General features: G+C 74.5%; 17 protein-coding genes. 10 read left to right on the forward strand and 7 right to left on the reverse strand.

Going from position 1 to position 23,861, the window contains the following annotated elements; translation table 11 throughout:
* Positions 1-70: 70 nt before the first annotated feature.
* Positions 71-2,926, forward strand: a complete 2,856-nt coding sequence (locus tag AB0946_RS29660) for a DEAD/DEAH box helicase (RefSeq protein ID WP_366763734.1) — start codon at positions 71-73, stop codon at positions 2,924-2,926.
* An 857-nt stretch (positions 2,927-3,783) separates the two neighbouring features.
* Positions 3,784-5,562 carry an SWIM zinc finger family protein gene (locus tag AB0946_RS29665; RefSeq protein ID WP_366763831.1) on the forward strand — a complete coding sequence of 593 codons (1,779 nt, stop codon included), beginning with the start codon at positions 3,784-3,786 and terminating at the stop codon, positions 5,560-5,562.
* A 166-nt stretch (positions 5,563-5,728) separates the two neighbouring features.
* Here AB0946_RS29665 and AB0946_RS29670 read toward each other — a convergent pair whose 3' ends face one another.
* Positions 5,729-6,964 (reverse strand): MFS transporter, encoded by a 1,236-nt coding sequence (locus AB0946_RS29670; RefSeq protein WP_366763735.1) that lies wholly within the window; start codon positions 6,962-6,964, stop codon positions 5,729-5,731.
* Between the two features lie 145 nt (positions 6,965-7,109).
* On the opposite strand from AB0946_RS29670, the gene AB0946_RS29675 reads away from it, so the two are divergent.
* Both AB0946_RS29675 and AB0946_RS29680 read left to right on the forward strand, forming a co-directional pair.
* Positions 7,110-10,493 (forward strand): BTAD domain-containing putative transcriptional regulator, encoded by a 3,384-nt coding sequence (locus tag AB0946_RS29675; RefSeq protein WP_366763736.1) that lies wholly within the window; start codon positions 7,110-7,112, stop codon positions 10,491-10,493.
* A 63-nt stretch (positions 10,494-10,556) separates the two neighbouring features.
* Positions 10,557-12,281 carry a RecQ family ATP-dependent DNA helicase gene (locus AB0946_RS29680; RefSeq protein ID WP_366763737.1) on the forward strand — a complete coding sequence of 575 codons (1,725 nt, stop codon included), beginning with the start codon at positions 10,557-10,559 and terminating at the stop codon, positions 12,279-12,281.
* Positions 12,282-12,364: 83 nt separating this feature from the next.
* On the opposite strand, the gene AB0946_RS29685 is transcribed toward AB0946_RS29680, so the two are convergent.
* Together AB0946_RS29685 and AB0946_RS29690 are read right to left on the reverse strand one after the other, a co-directional pair.
* Positions 12,365-12,853, reverse strand: a complete 489-nt coding sequence (locus tag AB0946_RS29685; protein ID WP_366763738.1) for an SPW repeat protein — start codon at positions 12,851-12,853, stop codon at positions 12,365-12,367.
* A gap of 230 nt (positions 12,854-13,083) precedes the next feature.
* Positions 13,084-15,141: a SpoIIE family protein phosphatase gene (locus AB0946_RS29690; protein WP_366763739.1), complete on the reverse strand. Its 2,058-nt coding sequence runs from the start codon at positions 15,139-15,141 to the stop codon at positions 13,084-13,086.
* Positions 15,142-15,394: 253 nt separating this feature from the next.
* On the opposite strand from AB0946_RS29690, the gene AB0946_RS29695 reads away from it, so the two are divergent.
* From AB0946_RS29695 to AB0946_RS29715, 5 genes are all read left to right on the forward strand, one after another.
* Positions 15,395-16,222, forward strand: coding sequence for an alpha/beta hydrolase (locus tag AB0946_RS29695; RefSeq protein WP_366763740.1), 828 nt, complete (start codon positions 15,395-15,397; stop codon positions 16,220-16,222).
* Between the two features lie 196 nt (positions 16,223-16,418).
* Entirely contained in the window at positions 16,419-17,348 is a 930-nt protein-coding gene (gene sigJ, locus AB0946_RS29700) for an RNA polymerase sigma factor SigJ (protein ID WP_366763741.1), read from the forward strand.
* Between the two features lie 84 nt (positions 17,349-17,432).
* Positions 17,433-18,371 (forward strand): NADP-dependent oxidoreductase, encoded by a 939-nt coding sequence (locus AB0946_RS29705; RefSeq protein WP_366763742.1) that lies wholly within the window; start codon positions 17,433-17,435, stop codon positions 18,369-18,371.
* Positions 18,368-18,850 (forward strand): cupin domain-containing protein, encoded by a 483-nt coding sequence (locus AB0946_RS29710; protein ID WP_366763743.1) that lies wholly within the window; start codon positions 18,368-18,370, stop codon positions 18,848-18,850. The genes AB0946_RS29705 and AB0946_RS29710 overlap by 4 nt, the downstream gene beginning before the upstream one ends.
* A 294-nt stretch (positions 18,851-19,144) precedes the next feature.
* Entirely contained in the window at positions 19,145-19,627 is a 483-nt protein-coding gene (locus AB0946_RS29715) for a GNAT family N-acetyltransferase (protein ID WP_366763744.1), read from the forward strand.
* Positions 19,628-19,698: 71 nt separating this feature from the next.
* On the opposite strand, the gene AB0946_RS29720 is transcribed toward AB0946_RS29715, so the two are convergent.
* Positions 19,699-20,256, reverse strand: coding sequence for a hypothetical protein (locus tag AB0946_RS29720; protein WP_366763745.1), 558 nt, complete (start codon positions 20,254-20,256; stop codon positions 19,699-19,701).
* A gap of 148 nt (positions 20,257-20,404) precedes the next feature.
* Entirely contained in the window at positions 20,405-20,542 is a 138-nt protein-coding gene (locus AB0946_RS29725; protein ID WP_366763746.1) for a hypothetical protein, read from the reverse strand.
* Between the two features lie 94 nt (positions 20,543-20,636).
* Here AB0946_RS29725 and AB0946_RS29730 point away from each other — a divergent pair, with 94 nt between their 5' ends.
* Entirely contained in the window at positions 20,637-21,041 is a 405-nt protein-coding gene (locus tag AB0946_RS29730; protein ID WP_366763747.1) for an ATP-binding protein, read from the forward strand.
* A gap of 27 nt (positions 21,042-21,068) precedes the next feature.
* Here AB0946_RS29730 and AB0946_RS29735 read toward each other — a convergent pair whose 3' ends face one another.
* On the reverse strand, positions 21,069-22,754 hold the full coding sequence (locus AB0946_RS29735) for a ribonuclease J (protein WP_366763748.1): 1,686 nt from the start codon (positions 22,752-22,754) through the stop codon (positions 21,069-21,071).
* 219 nt (positions 22,755-22,973) lie between these two features.
* Entirely contained in the window at positions 22,974-23,786 is an 813-nt protein-coding gene (locus AB0946_RS29740) for a maleylpyruvate isomerase family mycothiol-dependent enzyme (RefSeq protein ID WP_366763749.1), read from the reverse strand.
* Between the last annotated feature and the right edge of the window lie 75 nt (positions 23,787-23,861).

Consider the following 23,861-nt stretch of genomic DNA (forward strand, 5'->3'; position numbering starts at 1 on the left):
CGATTGTCAGACCCCGCCCGTAGAGTCGGAGACGTCTGATCCGACACACGGGCGGGAGGTGGCAGGACGTATGAGCGGCACGGCTGCGGTGGCCGAGCGCACGGCGGGACTCCGGGAGACGGGGACCGGGCACCCGGTCCCGGTGCGCCTCGCGTCCGTCTACCTGCCCGCGCCCCTGCCGCGCCAGGGCCGCCTGGCCTTCTGGGACCCCGCCGGCGACCCGCTGCCCACCGCGGGCGGCGGCGACCTGGAGGAGCTGACGGTCGTACGACGGCACGGCGCCGGGGTGCGCCGCCGGCAGGTGCCCGCCCTGATCCTGCCCCTCGCCGAGGCACTGCCGCTGCTGGCCGGCGCCCGGCGCGACCCGGCCGCCCACCCGGCCACCGCATGCTGGAGCGCCGCCACCCTGCACGCGCTGCGGCTCGTCGCCCGCGGCCGGCTGCTGCCGGGCCTGACCCCGGCCGGCCACGACGCCTGGCGGGCCGGCCCGCTGGAACCCGGCGACATCGCCCATCTGCGGGCCATCGCCGCTGCTCTGCCCCCCGAGGGCCATGCCGTCCCCCTCCCCGGCCCGGGCGCGCTCCGGCTGCCCGAACCCGAGGCCCTGATCCGCTCCTTCCTGGACGCGGTCGCCGACTCCCTGCCGCGCACGCCGGCGGCCCCGTGCACGGCCGGCCGGCCCTTCGCCGCCCGCGAGCCCCAGGCCCTGCCCGCGGCGCACGAGTGGGCGGCCGAGGTCGCCGCCGGGATGGACGCGGGCGTCCGGATCTCGCTCCGCCTGGACCTGTCCGCGTACGACGTCTTCGACGCCGCCGCCGACGAGGGCGCCCGCGCCGCCGGAGCGGCCGTCGTCCAGGTGCACAGCCTCGCCGACCCCACGCTGGTGGCCGACGCCGCGGCCCTGTGGGCGGGCGAGGCCGACGCGGCGTTCGGGCCCCGCGCGCGCGTCGACGCCGCCCTCGCCGTGCGGCGCGCCGCCCGCGTGTGGCCGCCCCTGGACCGCCTCGCCGAGCAGGACGTCCCCGACGTCCTCGCGCTGTCCGAGGAGGAGCTGGGCGAACTGCTCGGGGTGGCCGCCTCCCGCCTCGCCGCCGCCGGCGTCGCCGTGCACTGGCCCCGGGACCTGGCCCGCGACCTGACCGCCACCGCCGTGGTCCGTCCGGCGCCCGGCTCGGCGACCGACGGCACCGGCTTCTTCGAGAGCGAGGACCTGCTCCGGTTCCGCTGGCAGCTGGCCCTCGGCGGCGACCCGCTCGGCGAGGCCGAGATGGACGCCCTGGCCGAGGCCCACCGCCCGGTCGTACGGCTCCGGGACCGCTGGGTGCTGGTCGACCCCGCGCTGGTCCGCAAGGCCCGCGCACGCGAACTGGGCCTGCTGGACCCGGTCGACGCGCTCGCCGTCGCCCTCACCGGCACCGCCGAGGTCGACGGAGAGACCGTCGAGGCCGTCCCCGCCGGCGCGCTGGCCACCCTGCGCGACCGCCTCACCGCCGGCCTGCGCCCCGCCGACCCGCCCCCCGGCCTGCACGCCACCCTCCGCGACTACCAGCTGCGCGGCCTGGCCTGGCTCGACCTGATGACCTCCCTCGGCCTCGGCGGCTGCCTCGCCGACGACATGGGCCTCGGCAAGACCGTCACCCTCATCGCCCTGCACCTCAAGCGGGCCCGCACCGAGCCGACCCTCGTGGTCTGCCCGGCCAGTCTCCTCGGCAACTGGCAGCGGGAGATCACCCGCTTCGCGCCCGGCGTCCCCGTCCGCCGCTTCCACGGCCCCGAACGCACCCTGGACGGCGTGGACGGCGGCTTCGTCCTCACCACCTACGGCACCATGCGGTCCACCGCGGCCCACCTGGCCGAACAGTCCTGGGGCATGGTCGTCGCCGACGAGGCCCAGCACGTGAAGAACCCCTACTCCGCCACTGCCAAGGCACTGCGCACGATTCCGTCCCCCGCGCGCGTGGCGCTGACCGGCACCCCCGTGGAGAACAACCTCTCCGAACTGTGGGCCCTGCTCGACTGGACCACCCCCGGGCTGCTCGGCCCGCTGAAGTCCTTCCGCGCCCGGCACGCGCGGGCGGTGGAGAACGGCGAGGACGGGGAAGCGGTGCAGCGCCTCGCCCGGCTGGTCCGCCCCTTCCTGCTGCGCCGCAAGAAGTCCGACCCCGGCATCGTGCCCGAGCTGCCGCCCAAGACGGAGACCGACCACCCGGTGCCGCTCACCAGGGAACAGGCCGCGCTGTACGAGGCGGTGGTGCGCGAGTCGATGCTGGCCATCGAGACGGCGCAGGGCATGGCCCGCCGGGGCCTGGTACTCAAGCTCCTCGGTGCCCTGAAGCAGATCTGCGACCACCCGGCGCTCTACCTGAAGGAGGACCCGCGACCGGACCGTCTGGCCGCCCGCTCCGGCAAGCTCGCCCTCCTGGACGAACTGCTGGACACCCTGCTCGCCGAGGACGGCTCGGCACTCGTCTTCACCCAGTACGTCGGCATGGCCCGCCTGCTCACCGCCCATCTGTCCGCCCGCGCGATCCCCGTCGACCTGCTGCACGGCGGCACGCCGGTGCCGGAGCGCGAACGCATGGTCGACCGCTTCCAGGACGGCGGCACACCGGTGCTGGTGCTGTCCCTGAAGGCGGCCGGCACCGGCCTGAACCTCACCCGCGCGGGCCATGTCATCCACTTCGACCGCTGGTGGAACCCGGCCGTGGAGGAACAGGCCACCGACCGCGCGTACCGCATCGGCCAGACCCAGCCGGTGCAGGTCCACCGCCTGGTCACCGAGGGCACGGTGGAGGACCGCATCGCCGAGATGCTCGCGTCCAAGCGTGCCCTGGCCGATGCGATCCTCGGCTCCGGCGAGGCGGCCCTCACGGAGCTGACGGACCGCGAGCTGTCCGACCTCGTCTCCCTGCGGAGGACCCCGTGACGCCCCCGCCCCGACCCGGCGACGCCGCCCGCCGGGCCCTCCGCGCGGCCCGCGAACGAGCGGAGACCGAGCGGGAGCGGACGGTGGGACCGACGCGGGACACCCCGGAGGAAACGGCCGCCGAGCCGGCCGGGGCACCACGGGCCCGCGCCGAGGAGGCGACGCTTCCCGCGGGAAGCGGGGACAGGAGCGAACCGGGGCCGGCGGATGAGGGGCGAGCGGGGTTCTCCGGCGGTGGGGCGAGGCCCGGCGGAGGGCTGCCGGCCGACGAGGACAGCGAGCCGGGCGACGTGCCCCGCGCGGCGCTCGTCGCGCGGGGCGAGACCGAGCAGGGTGCGGGGGCGGCGGGGTCGTCCGACGGTGAGGGCGAGCCGGGTGCTGACGGGCCGGCCGGGCTTGCCGGCCCCCCGGGGGCCAGGCCCGGCGATGTGGCGCGCGCGGCTCTGCGGGCGGCCGTCGCCACGCGGCGGGGCCGGGGCGTACCGCCAACGGCCACCGGCCCGGTGGCGGAGGGCGAGCAGGAGGCCCCGGAGCCTGGAGTGGGGCGCGGGCCCGGAACGGACGAGGCTGCTGCCGGTGCTGACTCCGGTGCCGCGGGCGCGCCGGGTGCGGGCGGCGGCGCTGGGCCGGCCGGTGCCACGGGCGGGCGTCCCGGTGACGTCGCCCGCGAGGCGCTGCGCGCGGCCCGGCGGGAGGCGTCGCGCGAGCAGGCGGCGGAACCCGGGAGCGAGCGGCAGGCGCCGGCGCGTTCGGCTGCCGCGACGCCGCGCACCCCGCCCGCACCGGGACAGCGGCCCTCGGCCGCCAGGGCCAAGGCCGCCCAGGACATGCGGCACTACTTGGCGACCGCCTTCCGCATGCCGACGTGGTCGGAAACCCCCGAGGAGCCGGAGGAGTCCGAAGAGCACGCCTCGCCCACGCCGGCCGGACCGACCCCGTCGGCCTCGGCGCCGGCACCGCCGCCCCCGGCGTCCGGTCCGGCCGCCCCGGTCCCCGCCGTGCGGACCCCGGCCCTCCCGACGGAGCCCTCGGACTCCGTCCCGTCCGCGGAGGTGTCCCGGACCACACCCTCGACCCCATCCGCGCCGGCGCCCCCGTCCGCGTCTTCGGCGTCTGCGCCAGTGTCTTCGGAGCACGTGTCCGCGTCCCCGGGGCACACGCCCGAACCCCCGGCGTCCACCCCCGGCCCTTCGCGGCACGCGCCCGCCCACCCCGGCCCGGCCGGACCGTTCGCCCGTTGGACGCCGGCCGCCCGGGTCACCCCGGCCGGGGGCTCCTCGGCGCCGGCCGGACCGTCCGAGGCTTTCGCGCACCCCGGCCCCGGTACCCCGCCCGGCCCGGCCGCCCCGCAGCTGCCGACGACCATGGCGGCTCCCCACCGTGACACCGAACTCCGCCGTACGTTCCCGGCGTTCGCCCCGCGTGAGACCGCCGGTGGCACCGGGCCGTTCGCCGGGACCTGGTGGGGCAACGCCTGGGTCGGGGCGTTGGAGCAGGGCGCGCTGGACGCCAGGCGGCTGGCGCGGGGGCGGGGGTACGCGGACCAGGGGCACGTGGACGCGATCACCGTCACCCCGGGGCTCGTGCTGGCGTACGTGCGCGGAAGCCGGCCCCGGCCGTACCGCGTGCAGGTACGGGTGCGGACGCTGGAGGACGAGGACTGGGAGAGGTTCCTGGACGCCGCGGCGGACCGGCCGGGGCACATCGCGGCGCTGCTCGACAAGGAGTTGCCCCACTCGCTCGCCGACTGCGGGGTGCCCCTGCTGCCCGGCCCCGGTGACCTCGCCCCCCGGTGCAGCTGCCCCGACTCCGGTCACCCCTGCAAGCACGCCGCGGCCCTCTGCTACCAGACGGCCCGTCTGCTCGACGCCGATCCGTTCGTGCTGCTCCTGCTGCGCGGCCGGGGGGAGAGGGAACTGCTCGACGCGCTGTCCCGGCGCAGTGCCGCCCGCGCGGCCCGCGCCGCCCGGGAACGGCAGCCGCAGACGCTGCCCGGCGTCCGTGCCGCCGACGCCCTCGCTCCGCGCGAACTGCCGCCACCGCCCCCGCCGTTGCCGGTTCCCCCGCACCCGGAGCAGCCCCCGGTGTACCCGTCGGCGCCCGGCGGACCCGACCCCTTCGCGCTGGACCAGCTGGCGACCGACGCCGCCGCCCGCGCCCACGCCCTGCTCGCCACCGGACGCGACCCGGTCGGTGAGCTGACCCTGTGGCAGGACGCGGTACGGCTCGCCGCGGCCCGGCCCGGATCCGGGCTGACCGCGGCCACCCGCACGCTGTACGCCACGCTCGCCGACGCCGCCCACCGCACCCCGGCCGATCTCGCGCGTGCCGTAGCGGCCTGGCGGCAGGGCGGCGCGGCGGGGCTGGCCGCGCTGGAGGAGCCGTGGGACCCGCCGGCCGGACGCTTCGACCGGGCCCGCCCGCTGCTGCTCGCCGCCGACCTGCCGGCGTTCCGGCCCTGGCGCAACCGCCTCACCCACCCACGCGGCCACGTCCAGCTCCGCCTCGGGCGCGACGGCCTGTGGTACGCCTACGAGTCGGACCCCGGCCAGGACGACTGGTGGCCCCGCGGCACCCCGGACCTCGACCCGGTCGGCGCCCTGACCGGCCTGGGCATACCCGACGACGCGACCTGAGCCGCCGCGCACACCAAGGGCGTTGCGCGGGGGCGCGAGGTCGGCGCTGCCGCTGGAGGCCGGCCTCGGTGCGGGCGCCGTTCAGGGCGCGGCGCAGCGCGGGCCGGCCCCGGCCGGCCGGGGAGCCCCGCACGTCGGGCGGCGGACCGTCACCGGCGTACGCGTGTCACGTGGTGCGCCGCCGGGAGGGGAAGCCGTGGGTGCGGGCGGCGAGGACCACGGCGAGCACGGGCAGCAGGAGCACCAGCACGGTCCAGGGCAAGGAGCCGCTGCCGGCCGCGTCCAGCAGGACGCCGCCGAGCACGCCACCGCCGGCCATGGCCACGTTCCAGAGCGTGACCAGCATCGCCTGCGCCGCGTCGGCCCGGTCGCCGCCCGCGTCCCCGACGGCGGTCTGCAGCAAGGTCGGCAGCCCGCCCCAGCCCAGCCCCCACAGCGCGGCGGCGGCGTACACCGGCGCGCCACCGTCGCCGAGCACCCCGAGCCAGGCCGCGGCCACCGCCACCAGCACGGTGCCCGCGATGGTCAACGAGCGCAGCCGGTACTGGATCCGGGCCCCCACGACCCAGACGCCCAGCAGTGAGGCGACGCCGAACGCGAGCAGCACCAGGTCGGTGTCGTCGCCCATCCCGAGACCGTCCAGGAACGTGGCGACGTAGGCGTACAGGACCGTGTGGGCCAGCACGAAGACGAGTGTGACGAAGAGCACCGGGCGCACGCCCGGAACCCCCAGCGCCCGCAGCATCCGCGGGCGTTCGCCGCGCGGCAGGCCCGGATGGTCGGGCACCACAGAGGTGATCCACAGCAGCAGCACCACCGTGAGCGCCGACATCGCCAGGAACGCCACGCGCCAGCCGAGGGCCTGGCCGAGGAAGGTCCCGGCAGGCACACCGAGGGAGAGCGCCACCGGAATCCCCGTCATGGCCACGGCGATCGCCCGGCCCTGGAGAGGGACCTCCACCATGCGCCGCGCGTAGCCGGCGAGCAGGGACCACGCCAGACCCGCGGCGACACCGGCGAGGAAGCGGGCCGCCATCGTCAGGCCGTAGACGGACGACACGGCCGTGACCGTGTTGGCCACGGCGAAGCCCGCCACGGCGGTGAGCAGCAGCCGCTTGCGCCGCCAGGCGGCGGTGGCCGCCGTCAGCGGGAGCGCGGTGAGCGCCGTGCCGAGCGCGTAGACCGTGACCGTCTGCCCGGTCGCGGACTCGCTCACCCGCAGGTCGTGACTCATCCCGGGGAGCAGGCCCGCCGGGAGCGTCTCGGTGAGGCTGGTGAGGAACACAGCGGTGGCGAGGGCGAGCAGCGCCGGCAGCGGCAGTCGCCCGCCGGTCCGCCGCTCGGGCGGCGCGGCACCGGAATCGCCACCGGACCGGGCGGCCGTGTCGGGGGAGGCGGTCATGGTGAGGCACTCCGTATCTCGTGGATCCGTGTCTCGGGGAACTGTGCGGGCGGGCACTTCGGGAGTGCTTCGGAAATCCTTCGGGAACGTTGCGGTGCCGGACGGGACAGCCGGGCCGCGCACGTCGCCGGGTACGGTGGTGCGCATGCGGTTTGGGGTGCTCGGACCACTCGCGGTGTGGGACGACGAGGGGGAACCGCTCCGGGTCCCCGAGACCAAGGTGCGGGCGCTGCTGGCGGCTCTGCTCGCGCACGACGGCGGTCCCGTCTCCACCGACCGGCTCGTCCACGACCTGTGGGGCGACCACCCTCCCGGCAATCCTGCGGGCGCGCTCCAGGCCAAGGTCTCCCAACTGCGCCGGCTGGTGGGCCGCGAGCGGCTGATACGGCAGCCGCCCGGCTACCGGCTGCTCCTCGGCCCGGCCGACGACGTGGACACCGAGCGGTTCGGCCGGCTCGTCGCCGAGGCGCGCCGCGCCGTGGACCCACGGGCACGGGCGGCACTGCTCACCGACGCCGTGGGGCTGTGGCGGGGGCCGGCGTACGCCGACTTCGCCGACGAGGAGTTCGTCCGGGCGGCCCGGGAGTGCCTGGCGGAGCAGCGGCTGGCCGTGCTGGAGGAACGGGCCGAGGCCCGGCTGGCGGCGGGGGACCACCTGCTCCTCGCCGGCGAACTGGCGGCGCTCGTGGCGGAGCATCCGCTGCGGGAGCGCCTGCGCGCGGTGCAGATGCGGGCGCTGTACCGCGCGGGCCGCCAGGGCGAGGCCCTCGCGTCGTACGAGGATCTCCGCAGCCGCCTCGCCGACGAACTGGGCGCCTGCCCCGGTCCCGCCCTGAGCGCCCTGCACCGGGCGATGCTCCGCCAGGACCCGTCGCTGGCCGCCGACCCCGTGGCTCCGGCCGGGGCCGCCGTGCCGCCGACGCGTCCGGCGGACACCGCGCACGGTTCCCCGGTCACCGCGCCGGGTCCCCAGGGCTCCCTCACCCCCGCCCCCACCAACCTCCTCCACCCCCTCACCCCCCTCATCGGCCGCGACCGGGCGCTCGCCGGCCTCGCCCCTCTCCTCGCGCGGCAGCGGCTGGTCACCCTGACCGGACCCGGTGGCGTCGGCAAGACGCGTCTCGCGGTGGCCGTCGCGCAGGGGTTCGCGTCCGAAGACGTACCCGACGGAGTGTGGTTCGTGGAGTTCGCGGGTGTCCGCGGCGCCACCCCCGACGACCTCGCCGGGATCGTCGCCGCGACCCTCGGCATCCGTGACGGCGCTCCCTCCGCCCCGCCCGCCACCGGCACCGCGACCGCGTCCCCCGTGCACCGGCTGGCCGCCGCCCTGCGCGAGCGCCGTACCCTGCTCGTGCTGGACAACTGCGAGCACGTCGTCGCGTCGGCCGCCGAACTGGTCGCGCTGCTCCTGCACAGCGCCCCCGGGCTGCGCGTCCTCACCACCAGCCAGGAACCGCTCGCCCTGGCCGGTGAAACGGTGTTCCTGGTCGAGCCGCTGCCCACCCCGGACGCCGTACGCCTGTTCACCGAGCGGGCCGCCGCCTGCGCGCCCGGGTTCCGGCTCGGCACCGGCGAGGACGACGGCACCGGCGAGGACGACGACGCCGGAGAGGACCAGGAAGCCGACCGCGCCGTCGTTGCCGAGATCTGCCGGCGTCTGGACGGCATCCCGCTCGCCCTGGAACTCGCCGCGTCCCGCGTACGAGCGCTCGGCGTACGGGAGTTGGCCGCGCGTCTCGACGACCGGTTCCGGGTGCTCACCGCCGGGCAGCGGGGCGCGCCGGCACGGCAGCGGACCCTGCGCGCGATGATCGACTGGAGCTGGGAACTGCTCAGCGTGCCGGAACGCCTCGTGCTGAGCCGTCTCGCCGTGCACAGCGACGGCTGCGCCCTCGACGCCGCGGAGGCGGTGTGCGCGGGGAAGGGTGTGCCCGGCGGCGCGGTGCTCGACCTCGTCACCCGGCTCGTGGAGAAGTCCCTCGTCGTCGTCACGGCAGGCCCGGCCGGCCCTCGCTACCGCCTCCTGGAGTCGGTCGCCGCCTACGCGCTGGAGCGGCTGCGCGAGACGGCCGAGGAGACCGCCGTACGCGAGCGGCACCTGCGCCACTACCTCGCGCTCGCCGAACGCGCGGAGCGGCGGCTGCGCGGACCACGGCAACGGGACCGGCTCGCCCGCCTGGACGCCGAGGCGGGCAATCTGCGCGCCGCCCTGGACGAGGCGGTGCGCCGGGCCGCCGCCGGACGGCGTGCGGAGGCCGTACGGCTGGTCACCTCGCTGGCCTGGTGGTGGCTGCTGCGCGGCCGGCTCGCCGAGGCCCGCCGTGGTCTGGCCGCCGTCCTCGCCGCCACCGCCGACGGTCCCGATCCCGAACTCGCCCTGCTGCACAGCGCGTTCGTGCTGCTCACCGGGGAGCGCACGGCGACCCCCGACGCCGAGTCCGTATCCGACCCCGCGCGCCGCGCCAGGGCGCTGTGGCTGAACGCCTACGGCAGGTTCGGCGTGGGCGATCTCGACGGCAGCCGTGCCCTGAACGCCCGTGCCCTGGCCGGTTTCGAGGCGGTGGACGAGCAGTGGGGCATCGCCGCCGCGCTCGGGCTGCGGGCGGCGCTCGCCCTGGTCCGCGGTGATCTGGACGCGGTCGCCCGCGACGGACGGCGCAGCCGTGCCCTCTTCCGGGAACTGGGCGACCGCTGGGGCGAGTTGCAGACCGTCTCGCCCCTCGCCGTGCTCGCCGAGATCACGGGGGAGTACGCGCGGGCGGCCCGCCTCCAGCACGAAGGGCTCCAGATCGCCGGGGAGTTGCGTCTGGAGGCCGAGGTGTCGGCGCGGCTGTCCGGGCTCGGCCGCCTGGCGCTGCTCGCCCAGGACTTCGACCGCGCCCGCGAACTGCACGAGCAGGCCCGCCGGATCGCCGTCGAACAGGGCTACAAGTACGGCGAGATCCACGCCGACATGGGTCTGGCACTCGGCGCGCGGCGCTCCGGCGACATCGACGCGGCCGAGGCGCACCTGCTGCGCATCCGCGCCGCCCACGCCGACGTCTCCTCCCCGGCCGGTGACCACCTCCTGCACGCCGAACTCGGCTTCCTCGCCGAACTCCGCGGCGACGCCGCCCGGTCCGCCGCGCACCACCTGCGCGGTCTGCGGATCGCCCGCTCCCTGGACGAGCCCCGCGCCCTCGCCCTCTCCCTGGAAGGGCTCGCCGGGGCGGCCGCCCGGTGCGGACACCGGTCCGGCGCCACCTGCGCGGCCCTGCTCCTCGGTGCCGCCGACGCCGCGCGCCTCGGTGTGGGCGCGCCCCTGCCGTCCGCCGAGCGCGGCGACGTCGACCGCGTCACCGCCGCGGCGCGGGCGGTCCTGGGCCCGCGCGCCTTCACCGAGGCGTTCGAGCGGGGTGCGCGGCTGACCCCCGCCGAGGCGGTGCGGCACGCACGCACCACCCTGGCCGGGCCGGCGGCCCCGGCCGCCCGAGACGGTGCCCGGAGCACCGTCACCGTCCCCCACGCGCACGGCCCCGCTCACCGCTGACGAGGTGGTTCACCCAGGTCCGTCGGGTACCCGGTGGGCCGAGGCAGTCAGGGAGCGATGCGCATGGTGAGGAACGCGGGGCCGGAAACGGAAGGCGGGGCCCGGGCCGAGCGTCTGCGCCGTACGGCGGCGGACGTCTTCGGCTGGGAGCACCTCCTTCCGGAACAGCTGGCGGCCATGGAGTGGGTGCTCCAGGGCCACGACACCCTGGTCGTCATGCCGACGGGTTCCGGCAAGTCGGCCGTCTACCAGGTGCCGGCGCTGCTGCTGCCCGGTCCGGTCGTCGTGGTGTCACCGCTGCTCGCGCTCCAGCGGGACCAGATCGCGGGCCTTCCCGAGGGCGACGAGGCCCCGGGCGCCGTCGCGGTCAACTCGGACCTGGGCGCGGCCGAGACCGAGGCGGCCTGGGAGGAGGTGCGGTCCGGCCGGGCCCGCCTGGTCTATCTGGCCCCGGAACAGCTTGCCCGGGACGACGTCGTGGACACGCTGGCCGGGGTGGGTCCGGCCCTGTTCGTGGTGGACGAGGCCCAGTGCGTCTCCTCGTGGGGCCACGACTTCCGCCCCGACTACCTGCGCCTGGAGCAGGCCGCAGACCGGGTGGGCAGACCGCCCGTGCTGGCCCTGACCGCGACCGCCGCCCCGCCCGTGCGCCGCGAGATCACCGAGCGCCTGGGCATGCGCCGGCCCCGGCTGATGGTCACCGGATTCGACCGGCCGAACATCCGGCTGGAGGTCCGCCGCTTCCTCGACGAGGACGAGCGCCGGCAGGCCGTGGTCGAGCGGGCCGCCGCCGAGCCCAAGCCCGGCATCGTCTACGCGGCGACCAGGAAGGACACCGAGCGGTACGCCGCCGAACTCGCCTCACTCGGACTGGCCGCCGAGGCCTACCACGCCGGACTGCGCGCCGCCGAACGCGCCCGCGTCCACCGGGCCTTCCTCGCCGGTGAGGCCGATGTCGTCGTGGCGACCTCGGCGTTCGGCATGGGGATCGACAAGGAGGACGTGCGGTTCGTCCTGCACGCCTCGCTGCCCGGCTCCCTGGACGCCTACTACCAGGAGGTCGGCCGCTGCGGCCGGGACGGAGACCCCGCGCTCGCGGTGCTGCACTACCGGGCGCGGGACACCGGGATGCAGACGTACTTCGCGCACCGGGCCCCGGGCCGCACGACCCTGTCCCGGGTGGCCGAAGCCGTCCACCGGCGCAGCGGGGACCCCGCCGGCCCGGAGGAACTGCGCAAGGAGACGGGGCTGTCCCGCAACCGGGTCACCGCCGCGGTCAACCTCCTGGAGGAGGCCGGAGCCGTCGCCACCGCGGAAGGGGGAGCGGTGCGCCCGGCCGAGGGCGTGTCACCGGCGGCGGCGGTGGAGCGGGCGGAAGAGGCGGCCGAGGCGCACCGCCGTACCGACCGGTCGCGGGTCGACATGGCCCGGTCCTTCGCCGAGACGACCGGCTGCCGGCGGCACTTCCTCCTGGGCTACTTCGGCGAGGCGTACGACGCCCCGTGCGGGAACTGCGACACCTGCGAGGAAGGGGCCGCCGACCAGGCCGAACACGGCGCGGGCGGCGACCGGCGGCCCGCGCACCCCACCGCCGCGTCGTTCCCGACCGGGACCGAGGTCCGGCACGAGAAGTGGGGCGAGGGCACGGTGCTCAGCGAGGACGGGGACCGCATCACCGTGCTGTTCGACCGGGCCGGCTACCACACGCTCTCCCTGGAAGCCGTGGCGGACCACGACGACCTGCTCACGGTCCTGCGCCGCCCCGGCGAGGAACAGCGGGGCACCTGACACGGCCCCCGGCACGCACTCGCGGGACCACCGGGTCCTGCCCGGTGGTCCCGCGAGCCGCACGTCCGAGCGCGGAGGCGGCGTCAGCCGCGACCGGGCGCGTACGACGTCGACATGCCGCGCCGTGCCTCGGACGACTCCGCCGTCCGGGCGGCCGCGCTGGCGGCCAGGGCCAGCAGCAGGGCCAGCGCGCCGACGATGACGTTGTTCACGATCGTCTTCGTCGTGCTGACGTTGCCGGCCACCACCCACGGCGCGATGATCGCCCACACGCCGAGGGCACAGGACGCCCACGCCATGCTGTGGGTGCGTTCGAAGGCCCGGCCGAATCCGCCGCTCATCAGGACCGCGTACGCGATGCCGGTGAGCAGGTTGGTCACCGCCAGGGTGGACAGGTTGTTGAAGCCCGTGATCCAGGGTGACGCCGCGAGGTACAGACCGGTGAGCAGTGCCATGGTCTCGATGGCCTGGCCTTGGGGCGTGCTCGTGGCGCGCTCCGCCATCTCGTGCCGAAGGCGCATGTCGACGATGTCGGGGTGCGTCTCCATGGACGGCCTGGGGGAAGTGGTCATGGTCTCCACCTTCGGAGGGTGTAGTACGTCCGGACGTATCGCGAGTACCCCGATCGAGGTGTGCAATCTATGGCGAAAGGGACGATGCGCTCACCGGTCGGGAAGCGGCGCCCTCGCAGCCCTCGTCGTCGGGGAAGGCGGTCATCGAGCGCGGCGGGGAACCGCCCGGCCCCGGCCACCCGGGCGGGACGGCACCGGGCCGCTGAGACGCTCCGGGCGGGCGGCGTTCCTCAGGCTCCCGCCGGCCCTTGCCGGCCGGCGGCGGGGCGGGTGCGGGCCAGCAGGAGGGTGATGTCGTCGTCCACCGGTCCGTCGGGGACCAGGCTGTCGATGACCCACGCGCACAGTTCGTCGAGACCGGAGACGGGCCCGGCGAGAGCGGTGCGCAGCCGTTCCAGCCCGCGGTCCACGTCGCGGTCCGTCTCGATCAGGCCGTCGCTGTACAGCCCGACCACGCTCCTTTCCGGCAGCTCCACCTCGATCGCCTCGTAGGAGCCCAGCCCCACCCCGATGGGCGCGCCCGGGGGCACCTCCGCGAAGTCGACCGATCCGTCGGGGGAGATGATCGCGGGCGGGGGATGGCCGGCACTGGACATGGTGCACCGCTGGGTGGCCGGGTCGTACACGCCGTAGAAGCAGGTGGCTCCGAAGGCCCACGGCATCGAGCGGCCGTCGTCGGAGCGCTCCCGGGCGGCATCGAGGGCGAGTTCGTCCATGAGACGGAGCAACTCGTCCGGCGGCAGTGCCAGCTTGCTCAGCGCACGGGTCGTGGCGCGCAGGCGCCCCATGGTCACGGCCGCGTGGATGCCGTGGCCGACGACGTCCCCCACCACCAGGGCCACGCGGGCGTCGGACAGCCGGATGACGTCGAACCAGTCGCCGCCGACCCCGCCGTGGGTGTCCGCGGGCAGGTAGCGGGTGGCCACCTCGACCGTGCTGCCCCCCGACAAGTGGTGCGGCATCAGGTCGCGTTGTATGGCGAGCGCCGCCGTTCGCCCCCGCGTGAAGCGCAGGGCGTTGTCGATGACCAGTGCGGCGCGGGCCGCGAGCTCCTCCGCGAGGGCGAGGTCCGCCGCGCTGAACGGGACCGGGTTCTCGCTGCGCACGAAGACGGCGATGCCGAGCACCGTGCCGTGGGCCTGCAACGGGACGATCATGAGGGAGTGCATCCCGGTCCGGCGGATGACCCGGGCCCGGTCCGGGTCGTCGTCGAGCCATGTGCCGGGGGAGGTGTCGAGAACAGGCTCGAAATAGGACCTGCGATGGTTCAGCACGGTGGTGAACGGGGACGACGGCGGGACGTAGACCGGTGTCCCGCGTGCCCAGAGGGACTCGCGGAGATCGTCGTGGATGGAGGCGGCGGCCGCGCGGTAGAAGCCGGGGATGCCCGAACCGGTGGGCTTGAGGCGCCTCAGGGGCTCCTTGTCCAGCGGCACGGGCTGGACGAGGTCGATGGTGACGTAGTCGGCGAGGTCGGGTACCGCTGTCTCCGCCAGACTCTGACTGGTGACCAACGGGTCCAGATCCGTGCCGATGCGGCTCTTCGCCGCGTTGAGCAGACACAGTGGCCCGCCCTGCTGCCCGATGCCGGCCCGGACCGCCACGGAACAGACGCCCAGCGGCCGTCCCTCGGACCCGTCGAGACGGACCAGGTCGACACGGTAGCGACCGCCGGGAGGCCGGGACCCGGCCGCCCACAGTTCGTGCCCGAGGAGCGGTTCGCCGGTGCGGAGGACGCGCGCCATGGCTCGTTCCAGGAACTCCGGGTGACGAGCGCGGACCACGTCGGTGACATGACCGCCCAGCTCCGGTCCGGAGCCGTAGAGGTCCCGGTGGTGCACGCTGTCGTTGAACCACACGCAGCGCGCCTCCCGGTCCCAGATGGCCAGACTGACCGGCGAGCGGTGGACGAGCGCGTCCAGCGCCGCCGGATCCAGCCCCGGCCGGTCGTACGCGCTCGGCCCCCACACGAGCCAGCCCGCGCGGCCGTCGGCGTCGAGAGGAGTGATCCGCAGGTACGCGGTCGCCTCACGGCCGTCGCGGCGGCGGATCCGCACCCGCCCCGACCAGGGACCGCCGGCGAAGACACGGGAGCTGTCCGGGGCGCTCGGCACCAACAGCCTCTCGGCGGGGCCGTGCAGCACCTGGCCGGCCGCATAGCCCCAGAGGCGTTCGGCGGCCCGGGTCCACACGGACACCGTCATGCCGGCACCGAGCACTGCCAGGACGTCACCCGGTTCCACAGCCCGCTCCCCGGCCGGGCAGCTCGCGGCGCGATCCGAGGACATACTGCAACTATGCCGCGCCCGCGCCGCTCCCTGCCATGGCAGCGGGGAGCGGCGGCGTTCCGGGCGCCGGGCCGCCGCGGACCGCCCGGCGCGCTGAAGCGGGGGCTCCCGGGTAGCGTGGAGCCACGACGTGCTCATCGGCCGCCTTCGGTGCGGACCCGTCCGTCGTCCCCCCGCGGCGCGACACGGCCCCTGCGGCTCGGGCACCGAATCTTCAGCAAACGCCAACCCGGACAAGGCTGGAGGGGCGATCATGGCCTTCGCCACCGCCAAGGACGGCACACAGATCTATTTCAAGGACTGGGGGTCGGGCCCACCGGTGGTCTTCTCCCACGGCTGGCCGCTGATCGCGGACGCGTGGGACCCGCAGCTGAAACTGATGGCGGACAACGGCTTCCGGGCCGTGGCCCACGACCGGCGCGGGGGCGGACGCTCCGGCCAGCCCTGGCAGGGGAACGACCTCGACACGTACGCCGACGACCTGGCCGCGGTCATCGAGACCCTCGACCTCCGCGACATCGTCCTGGTCGGTCACTCGACCGGAGGGGGCGAGGTCACGCGCTACATCGGCCGGCACGGAACGGACCGTGTCGCCAAGGCGGTCCTGCTCGGGGCGATCCCCCCGCTGATGCTCAAGACGGAGGCGAACCCCGAGGGGCTGCCGGTCGAGGTCTTCGACGAGATCCGCAACGGCGTGCTGACGGACCGCTCCCAGTACTACGAGGACCTCAGCGCCCCCTTCTACGGCGCCAACCGCGAGGGATCGACCGTCTCGCAGGGAACCCGCGACGCGTTCTGGCTCTGGAGCATGACCGTGGGCATCAAGGGCGCCCACGACTGCGTCAAGGCCTTCTCCGAGACCGACCTCACCGAGGACCTGAAGAAGTTCGACGTGCCCACGCTGATCATCCACGGCGACGACGACCAGATCGTCCCCATCGTGGCGTCCGCCGAGAAGTCCTCGCGGATCGTCGAGGACGCGACCCTCAAGGTGTACTCGGGTGCTCCGCACGGCTTGTCGATGGTTCCCGAGTTCGCGGAGCGGTTCAACGCCGACCTCCTGGAGTTCGTCCGGGGCTGACCGGCCCGCCTGTCCGGATGCGGGTGGCTCATGGCCGGAGAGAGGCGGCGTCGGGCGCGCGGGGGCAGGCACTGTGGAAGGCGGACGCGGCGTCCGTGCGCAGGGCGGCGACATCGGAAGGTTCACAGGCCATGAGCGAGATCATCGCGGGGGCGGGATCCCCGGAGCGACTGCGGTCGCCGAAACCACCCACACCATGACGCCGTTCCGCGACAGGGAGCAGTGTCCCGGGCAGGAGGACCGGCTCGCGGCCGAGTGGGAGCGGCACCGGCCCGCCGTCTTCGGCGTGGCCTACAGGCTGCTCGGGAGTGTCGCCGACGCCGAGGACGTGACCCAGGACGTGTGGCTGCGGGCGGCCGGCGCGGATCTGCGGGACATCGGTGATCTGCGGGCCTGGCTGGTGACGGTGGCCGCGCGACGGTCGTACGACGTCCTCAAGAGCGCCCGCTTCCGCCGGGAGACCTATGTCGGACCGTGGCTGCCGGAGCCGCTGCTGACCGGGGCCGACGCGTCGCAGCCGGTGCTCGTCGACGAGTCCGTCAGCGCGGCGATGCTCCTGATCATGGAGGAGCTGCGCCCGCCCGAGCGGGTGGCCCTCGTCCTGCACGACGTCTTCGGCCTGGAGTTCGGCCGGATCGCCGACGTACTGGACGTGTCCGTGCCGGGTGCCCGGCAGCTCGCCTCGCGGGCACGGCGGCGGGTGGCCGGGGCGAGGCAGTCCACGCCGCGGGCGACGAAGACCGAACGCCGGCGCGTCCTCACGGCGTTCCGCGCCGCCTACGAGGCCGGGGACCTGGCCGGCCTGGTCAGGCTCCTCCACCCGGACGCCGTCTACGTCACCGACGGCGGCGGCAAGGTCTCGGCGGCACGCAAGCCCATACACGGCGGCGAGCGCGTCGCCCAGGTCATGGTGCGCACCGGGCGCCGGTGGCATCCGGACCACATCGACTTCGCCGAGGTCGGTGGCGAACCGGCCCTCGTGTTCCACCGGGAGGGCCGGGTCTACTCCGTCGACACGGTCCAGATCGCCGACGGTCTGATCACCGCTTACCACAGGGTCATCAACCCGGACAAACTCGAACGCCTCCGGGCCGTCACACCCGGAAGGGCCGTCTCGTCTCCCTGATGAGAAACGCACGACGGGCGACGCAGGAACGCACGAGCCGAACGGGCCGCGCGTGGGTCGCCGCCCCACCCCGTAAGGACCTGTATGCAAGCCATCACAGTTCGGGACCGTGACGCCGGTGTCGGCGGGATGTCCCTGACGGACCTGCCCTACCCGCACGCGGCCGAGAACGACGTCGTCGTGCGGGTGCACGCCGCCGGCTTCACCCCCGGAGAGCTGGACTGGCCCGCCACGTGGACCGATCGCGCCGGCCGCGACCGGACGCCGAGCGTGCCCGGGCACGAGCTCTCGGGCGTCGTCGTGGAGCTGGGGTACGGCACCACCGGCCTGAGCGTCGGCCAGCGGGTGTTCGGCCTGGCCGACTGGACCCGCGACGGCACCCTCGCCGAGTACACCGCCGTGGAGGCCCGCAACCTCGCCCCCCTGCCCGCCGGCATCGACCACACTCTGGCCGCCGCACTGCCGATCTCCGGGCTCACCGCCTGGCAGGGCCTGTTCGACCACGGCCGGCTCACCACGGGCCAGACCGTCCTGATCCACGGCGCCGCGGGCGGCGTCGGCTCGATCGCGGTACAGCTCGCCCGCGAGGCCGGCGCCCGCGTCATCGGAACCGGCCGGTCATCCGCCCGGGAAAGAGCGCTCGCGCTGGGTGTCGACACCTTCGTCGACCTGGAGACCGGGAAGCTGGAGGAGGCCGGCGAGGCCGACGTCGTGTTCGACGTGATCGGCGGCGACATCCTCGACCGTTCGGCCGCCCTGGTCCGCCCCGGCGGCACGCTGGTCACCATCACCGCGCCGCCCACGACCCGGCCCAAGGACGGGCGGGCGGTCTTCTTCGTCGTCGAACCCGACCGCGCCCGGCTCAGCGACCTCGCCGCGCGGCTCAGGGACGGCCGGCTCAAGCCGCTCGTCGGTGCCGTCCGGCCGCTCGCCGAGGCACCCTCCGCGTTCGCCCCCGGCACGCACAGCCCGGGCAGGACGATCATCCGCGTCACGGACGACCGAACAGGAGACCGATCATGATCGGCATGCGGATCGCCGGCGGTCTGCTGGTCGCCGCCACACTGGCCGCGGCCACGGCCTGCTCGACCAGCGGCCAGGCCGTCCACGCCGTCCGGCCGACCCCGGCCGCGGCATCCCCCGCGGCCATGGCGTCGACACGCCCCGCCGAAACCCTGGAACCGCTGCTCCAGCAGGCACTTCCGAACGTGAAGGGCAAGACGTTCACCTCGGCGATCGTCGACTTCCCGCCCAACGCGCGCGCGATGCCGCACCGGCACGGCCAGGCGTTCGTCTACGCGTACGTCCTCGAAGGCACCGTGCGCAGCAGACTCGGAGACAAGCCCGTGCACACCTACCACCAGGGCGAGAACTGGGTCGAGGAGCCGGGCGCCCACCATGTGCTGACGGAGAACGCCAGCCAGACCCGGCGGGCCCGGCTCCTGGTCGTCTTCGTCGCCGACACCGGAGCCAGGCTCAAGGTCGACGACCCGGCGTCCTAGGGTCTTTCGTCCGGATCAGCCCGGCATGATCCGGACGAGGGGCCCCTGGCCGCCCCGGCTTGCCGCCCGCCGACGGTGCCGGGCGTCCCCCAGGACGAAGTCCGGAACGAACCCGCCGGCGGACGGCAAGCCGGCCCGCCAGGCCCCCGCGGACGATGCGCACCAGCGCCGGATCCGCCTCGCACAGCTCCACCAGCACCTCGGTGAGCTGCCGGTCGGTCCGGTCGTTGCCATGGCCCACGCCGGCCCGACCCCGCCGCACGAAGGCACCCCGCGGTGCGGGATACTCCCCCGATGACCTCACGCACATCCCCCGCCGGTCCGCCGGTCACCATACGGAGGGCCGTCGCGCGGGATGCCAAGCGGCTCACGCGGCTCGTGCGTGGCTCAGGCGCCTACCGGGGTCAGTACGCGGCCGCGGTCGCGGGCTACCGGGTGGGTCCCGACTACATCGAGGCCCACCGCGCCTTCGTGGCCGTCGGCGCCGACGAGCACGCGGGCCGGGTCCTCGGGTTCTACTCGCTCGTCCTCGCCCCACCGGAACTCGACCTGCTGTTCGTCGCCGATGAAGCGCAAGGACGGGGGATCGGACGACTGCTGGTCGCGCACATGCGGTCCGAGGCCCGTGCCGCCGGGCTCGACCGTGTCAAGGTCGTGTCGCACCTTCCCGCCGAGGACTTCTACCACCGCGCCGGCGCGGTGCGGACCGGGACCGCGCTCGCGAACCCGCCCGCCGTGCCGTGGGACCGTCCCGAATTCGAGTTCCGCATCTCCTAGGAACGACGCGTACGCACGGCACCGGCGCCCCTCCCGCCGCCGATGGGAACCGTCCCACGGCAGTTCCAGGCTCACACCCCTGTGTCAGGCAGGCTCTCGGGAGCGTCCTGGGACCGGTGTGGTGCGGGGTGGTGCGAGGAGGCCCTCGCGACCTGCTTGAGCGCGGACGCCGTGGTGGGGTCGCCGACCTTGGCCGGTTGCTCGTGCGGGTGATCCGCGGTGCGGTCCTGGTGGAAATGGGAGGGTGCCAGCCTGTCACCGGGACCGTAGGCCTCCGGGTCGGTGGTCTCCCTGGGCGTGGTGCCGGTGCCGGTCACGGCGGACGGCATGCCGTCCTGTGTCAGCTCCCTCGGCGGGCGCTCGCCTTGCCGGGGGCGTGGCTGGGTCAGCCAGGCGACGGCCGCCCCGGTGAGGGCCACGGGCCACTCCACCACTCCGGCGAGGCCGAGCACCCCGGCTCCGGTGTAGACCGCCACCCGGCGCCCGCGTGGAGAGACGACTCCGATCCAGTCCAGTGCGCTGTCGGCGACCTTGTTCACCTGATCCGCTCCGGGCAAGCGGCGCAGCCCGGAGCCGATGGCCCGCAACGGCTGGGGAAGACCGGATGAACCCTCCTCGATCCGGTTCATGTCGAGCTCCCTCCGTCGGTCCGGCAAGCAGTGCGAGACCCGGGTTTCCCGATGCCGCACCGGCTATGCCGTGCGGCAACGGCGAGGTCCGGCTCTCTTTGCGTCAGACGCACCCCGGCCCTGCGCCGCCGCCGGCCGGACACCCCGGTCAGCCGGCCGACACCGACCTTCCCGAGCGCCGGTCGCGGACGCTCAGGCGGACCTGATCGGCGTCCAGGTCGGCCACGTCGTAGACGTCGTGCCAGCCGCCGCCCACCGAGGGCAGGTCGCCTCTGGGATGGTTCACCGGGCTCGCACGGGCAACCCGACACAAGGCCCCCACCGGCTGCGCAGAGCACCGGTCGGCGACGGCCCGGAGCCACCCGCGCTGGAGGAATCTCGTGAACGGCGACTCGACCATCTCATCCTGCGAGACGCGCTTCCCCGCAGTCACGGCGAGCATCACAGCCGCCCGGCACTGGGTCCGCGCCTGCGTGGACGGTTTCGGCGGCCCGCTGCGCCGGCACCGGATGATCCAGACCGCCGAACTCCTCGCCTCGGAACTGATCACCAATGCCATCCGCCACGGCTCCGGCCCGCCGCTGATCCAGCTCACCTGGAACGGGCGGTGGCTGCGCATAGCCGTCAGCGATTCCAGCGACCGCTGGCCCCGCCATCGCGCCACCGCGGACACCGAGCCCGGCGGTTTCGGCATGCAGCTCCTCGACCGACTCGCCCGACGCTGGGGCGTCACCCCTCGTCAGCCGGGCAAGACGGTCTGGGCCGAACTCGGCCTCGACACCTGAGGGCACGCTGCGCCGCCGGGCCGTGACTCAGGCGTCGATGATGACGGGGATGATGAGGGGCTTGCGGCGGTGGGCGCGGAACGCCCAGTTCGCCACGGCGCGGGCGAGGAGCTGTTCGAGTTGGCGCGCGTCCCCGACGCCTTCCTCGGCCGCTGTGGCCAGGGTCTTCTCGATGACGGGGATGACCGGCTCGAAGGTGGTGTCGTCGTGCACGAAGCCGCGGGCCAGGAAGTCGGGGGCCTCGGCGAGGGCGCCGGTGTCCGCGTCGACGATCGCCACCACCGTGAGCACGCCTTCGGAGGCGAGGGTGAGGCGGTCCTTGAGGGACGCTTCGGTGGCGCCGCCGACTTCCATGCCGTCCACGTAGACGTTGCCGGCGGGGACCTTGCCGGTGATGGACGCGCGACCGTCGACGAGGTCGACGACGACGCCGTCCTCGGCGATGACGACCCGGTCGGGGTCGACACCGGTACGGATGGCGAGGTCGCCGTTGGCCCGCAGGTGGCGCCATTCGCCGTGCACGGGCATGACGTTGCGGGGTTTGACGATGTTGTAGCAGTAGACGAGTTCGCCGGCGCTGGCGTGCCCGGAGACGTGCACCTTGGCGTTGCCCTTGTGGACCACGTGGGCGCCCCACCGGGTGAGCCCGTTGATCACCCGGTAGATGGCGTTCTCGTTGCCGGGGATGAGGGAGCTGGCGAGCAGGACGGTGTCGCCCTTGCCGATGCGGATCATGTGGTCGCGGTTGGCCATCCGGGACAGCGCGGCCATCGGTTCGCCCTGGGAGCCGGTGCACACCAGAGTGACCTTGTGGTCCGGGAGCTTCTCCAGCTCCTTCGTGCTCACGACCAGACCGGAGGGGACCTTCAGATACCCCAGGTCACGGGCGATTCCCATGTTGCGGACCATCGACCGCCCGACGAAGGCGACCTTGCGGCCGTGCTGGTGGGCGGCGTCCAGGACCTGCTGGATGCGGTGCACGTGACTGGCGAAGCTGGAGACGATGACCCGGCGCGGCGCGGTGCGCATCACCTGCTCGATCGCCGGGTTCAGCTCCCGCTCGGAGGTGGTGAAGCCGGGTACTTCGGCGTTGGTGGAGTCGGTGAGGAACAGGTCCACGCCCTCCTCGCCCAGGCGGGCGAAAGCGCGCAGATCGGTGATCCGGTCGTCGAGGGGGAACTGGTCCATCTTGAAGTCGCCGGTGTGCAGCACCAGCCCGGCCCGGGTGCGGATCGCGACCGCGAGGCTGTCGGGGATGGAGTGGTTGACCGCCACGAACTCGCAGTCGAAGGGCCCGAAGCCGCGCCGGTCGCCCTCGCGTACCCGCACCGTGCGCGGCCGGATGCCGTGTTCCTTGAGCTTGGCCTCCAGGAACGCCAGCGTCAGCTTGGAGCCGACGACCGGGATGTCCCTCCGCTCGCGCAGCAGGTACGGCACGCCGCCGATGTGGTCCTCGTGGCCGTGGGTGAGCACCACGGCCACGACGTCGTCCAGCCGGTCCCGGATCGAGGTGAAGTCCGGCAGGATCACGTCCACGCCGGGCTGGGTCTCCTCGGGGAACAGCACGCCGCAGTCGACGATCAGGAGCTTGCCCGCGTGCTCGAAGACGGTCATGTTGCGGCCGATCTCACCCAGGCCGCCCAGGGCGATGACCCGCAGCCCACCTTCGGGAAGGGGAGGGGCGGCTTTTAGTTCGGGGTGTGGATGACTCATACCCTGACGGTACCCGGAGAGCGGCGCAGGATGATCCCTTGCCTGCGGATCCGAGCGCTCGGTACGACCCGACGCACACTCGACGGGGTCGGCCCCGTCGAGTGTGCGTCGGGCCGGCGGACCTCACGTCGACCCGGCTGAACGCGCGACGCCCGCATCGCTCTTCGCGTCTCGAGGAAGCTCAATGTGCGTTCTGGGCGGGACCAGGCGAGCGTTCCGTCATGGTGCGGTGAACAACGCGGGGAAACCTGGCGCGAGCCAGGGCTTGCGCCCCCAGGCGAGGACCTTGCCGCGGGCGATGGCACCGGTGGCACTGCGCCTGCCCAGTGCGAGCAGGAAGAACGTGATCGGTTCGATCATGATCGTGCAGTCGGGACGGCGCGGGGGATCGGCGTGCACGCCCACCGTGCCGTTGGTGAACGTCACTGTGAGCCGAGAGAGGCCGCGCACCCTCAGCTCGTAACAGGCACTGTGCCCGTCAGCCGCTCGTACATCGACGACACGGGGCATCGCAGTGATCAGAAACGGCATCGCCAAATCGACCCTGTCACGGTCGATCATGTGTGGCCGGCCGAGTGCCGCTGCGATGTCATAGCCGTGCCCGAGCATGTGGGTCAGCAGGTAGGAGCCAAGGGTTCCCAAGTCCATGGGCCCCAGCGGTGTCACCGTCGGTGTGTCCGCCGACCGCAGGCCGGCCGCCTCGGTGAACGCCCGCGCATGCCGGACGATGCCGTCCGCCAGGACGGAGGTGTCGCGTTCGGGGAAGGAAACCAGCGAGGCGGCGTTGGCAGCGGCAAGTCCCCCTGGTGTGCCGTCGCCGTATACCTGCTCGTGCCCTGCGGCAAGGGCAGCCATCAACTCGTTGGCCAGGACCAGATGCGCCGCGGACTCGCCAACCGTCCACTCGGCACCAGGAATGGGCACCGTGGCATCTGTACACGACCGGAGCAATCCGGCTATCTCCTCGGCTACGACACGAATGGCTTCAGGCAGCCGCGCTCGCGTGGCAGCCTCACGATGAGGGGCGGTCATGGAAGTGAAGAGTGGACCAGCCCTTCACTTCTGTCCATCCGGGCGCGTGGCACAGGAGTGCCGGCGGCTTGCCGG

The organism is Streptomyces sp. NPDC046870 (genome assembly GCF_040704595.1).
GTDB classification, from domain to species: Bacteria; Actinomycetota; Actinomycetes; order Streptomycetales; family Streptomycetaceae; genus Streptomyces; species Streptomyces argyrophylli.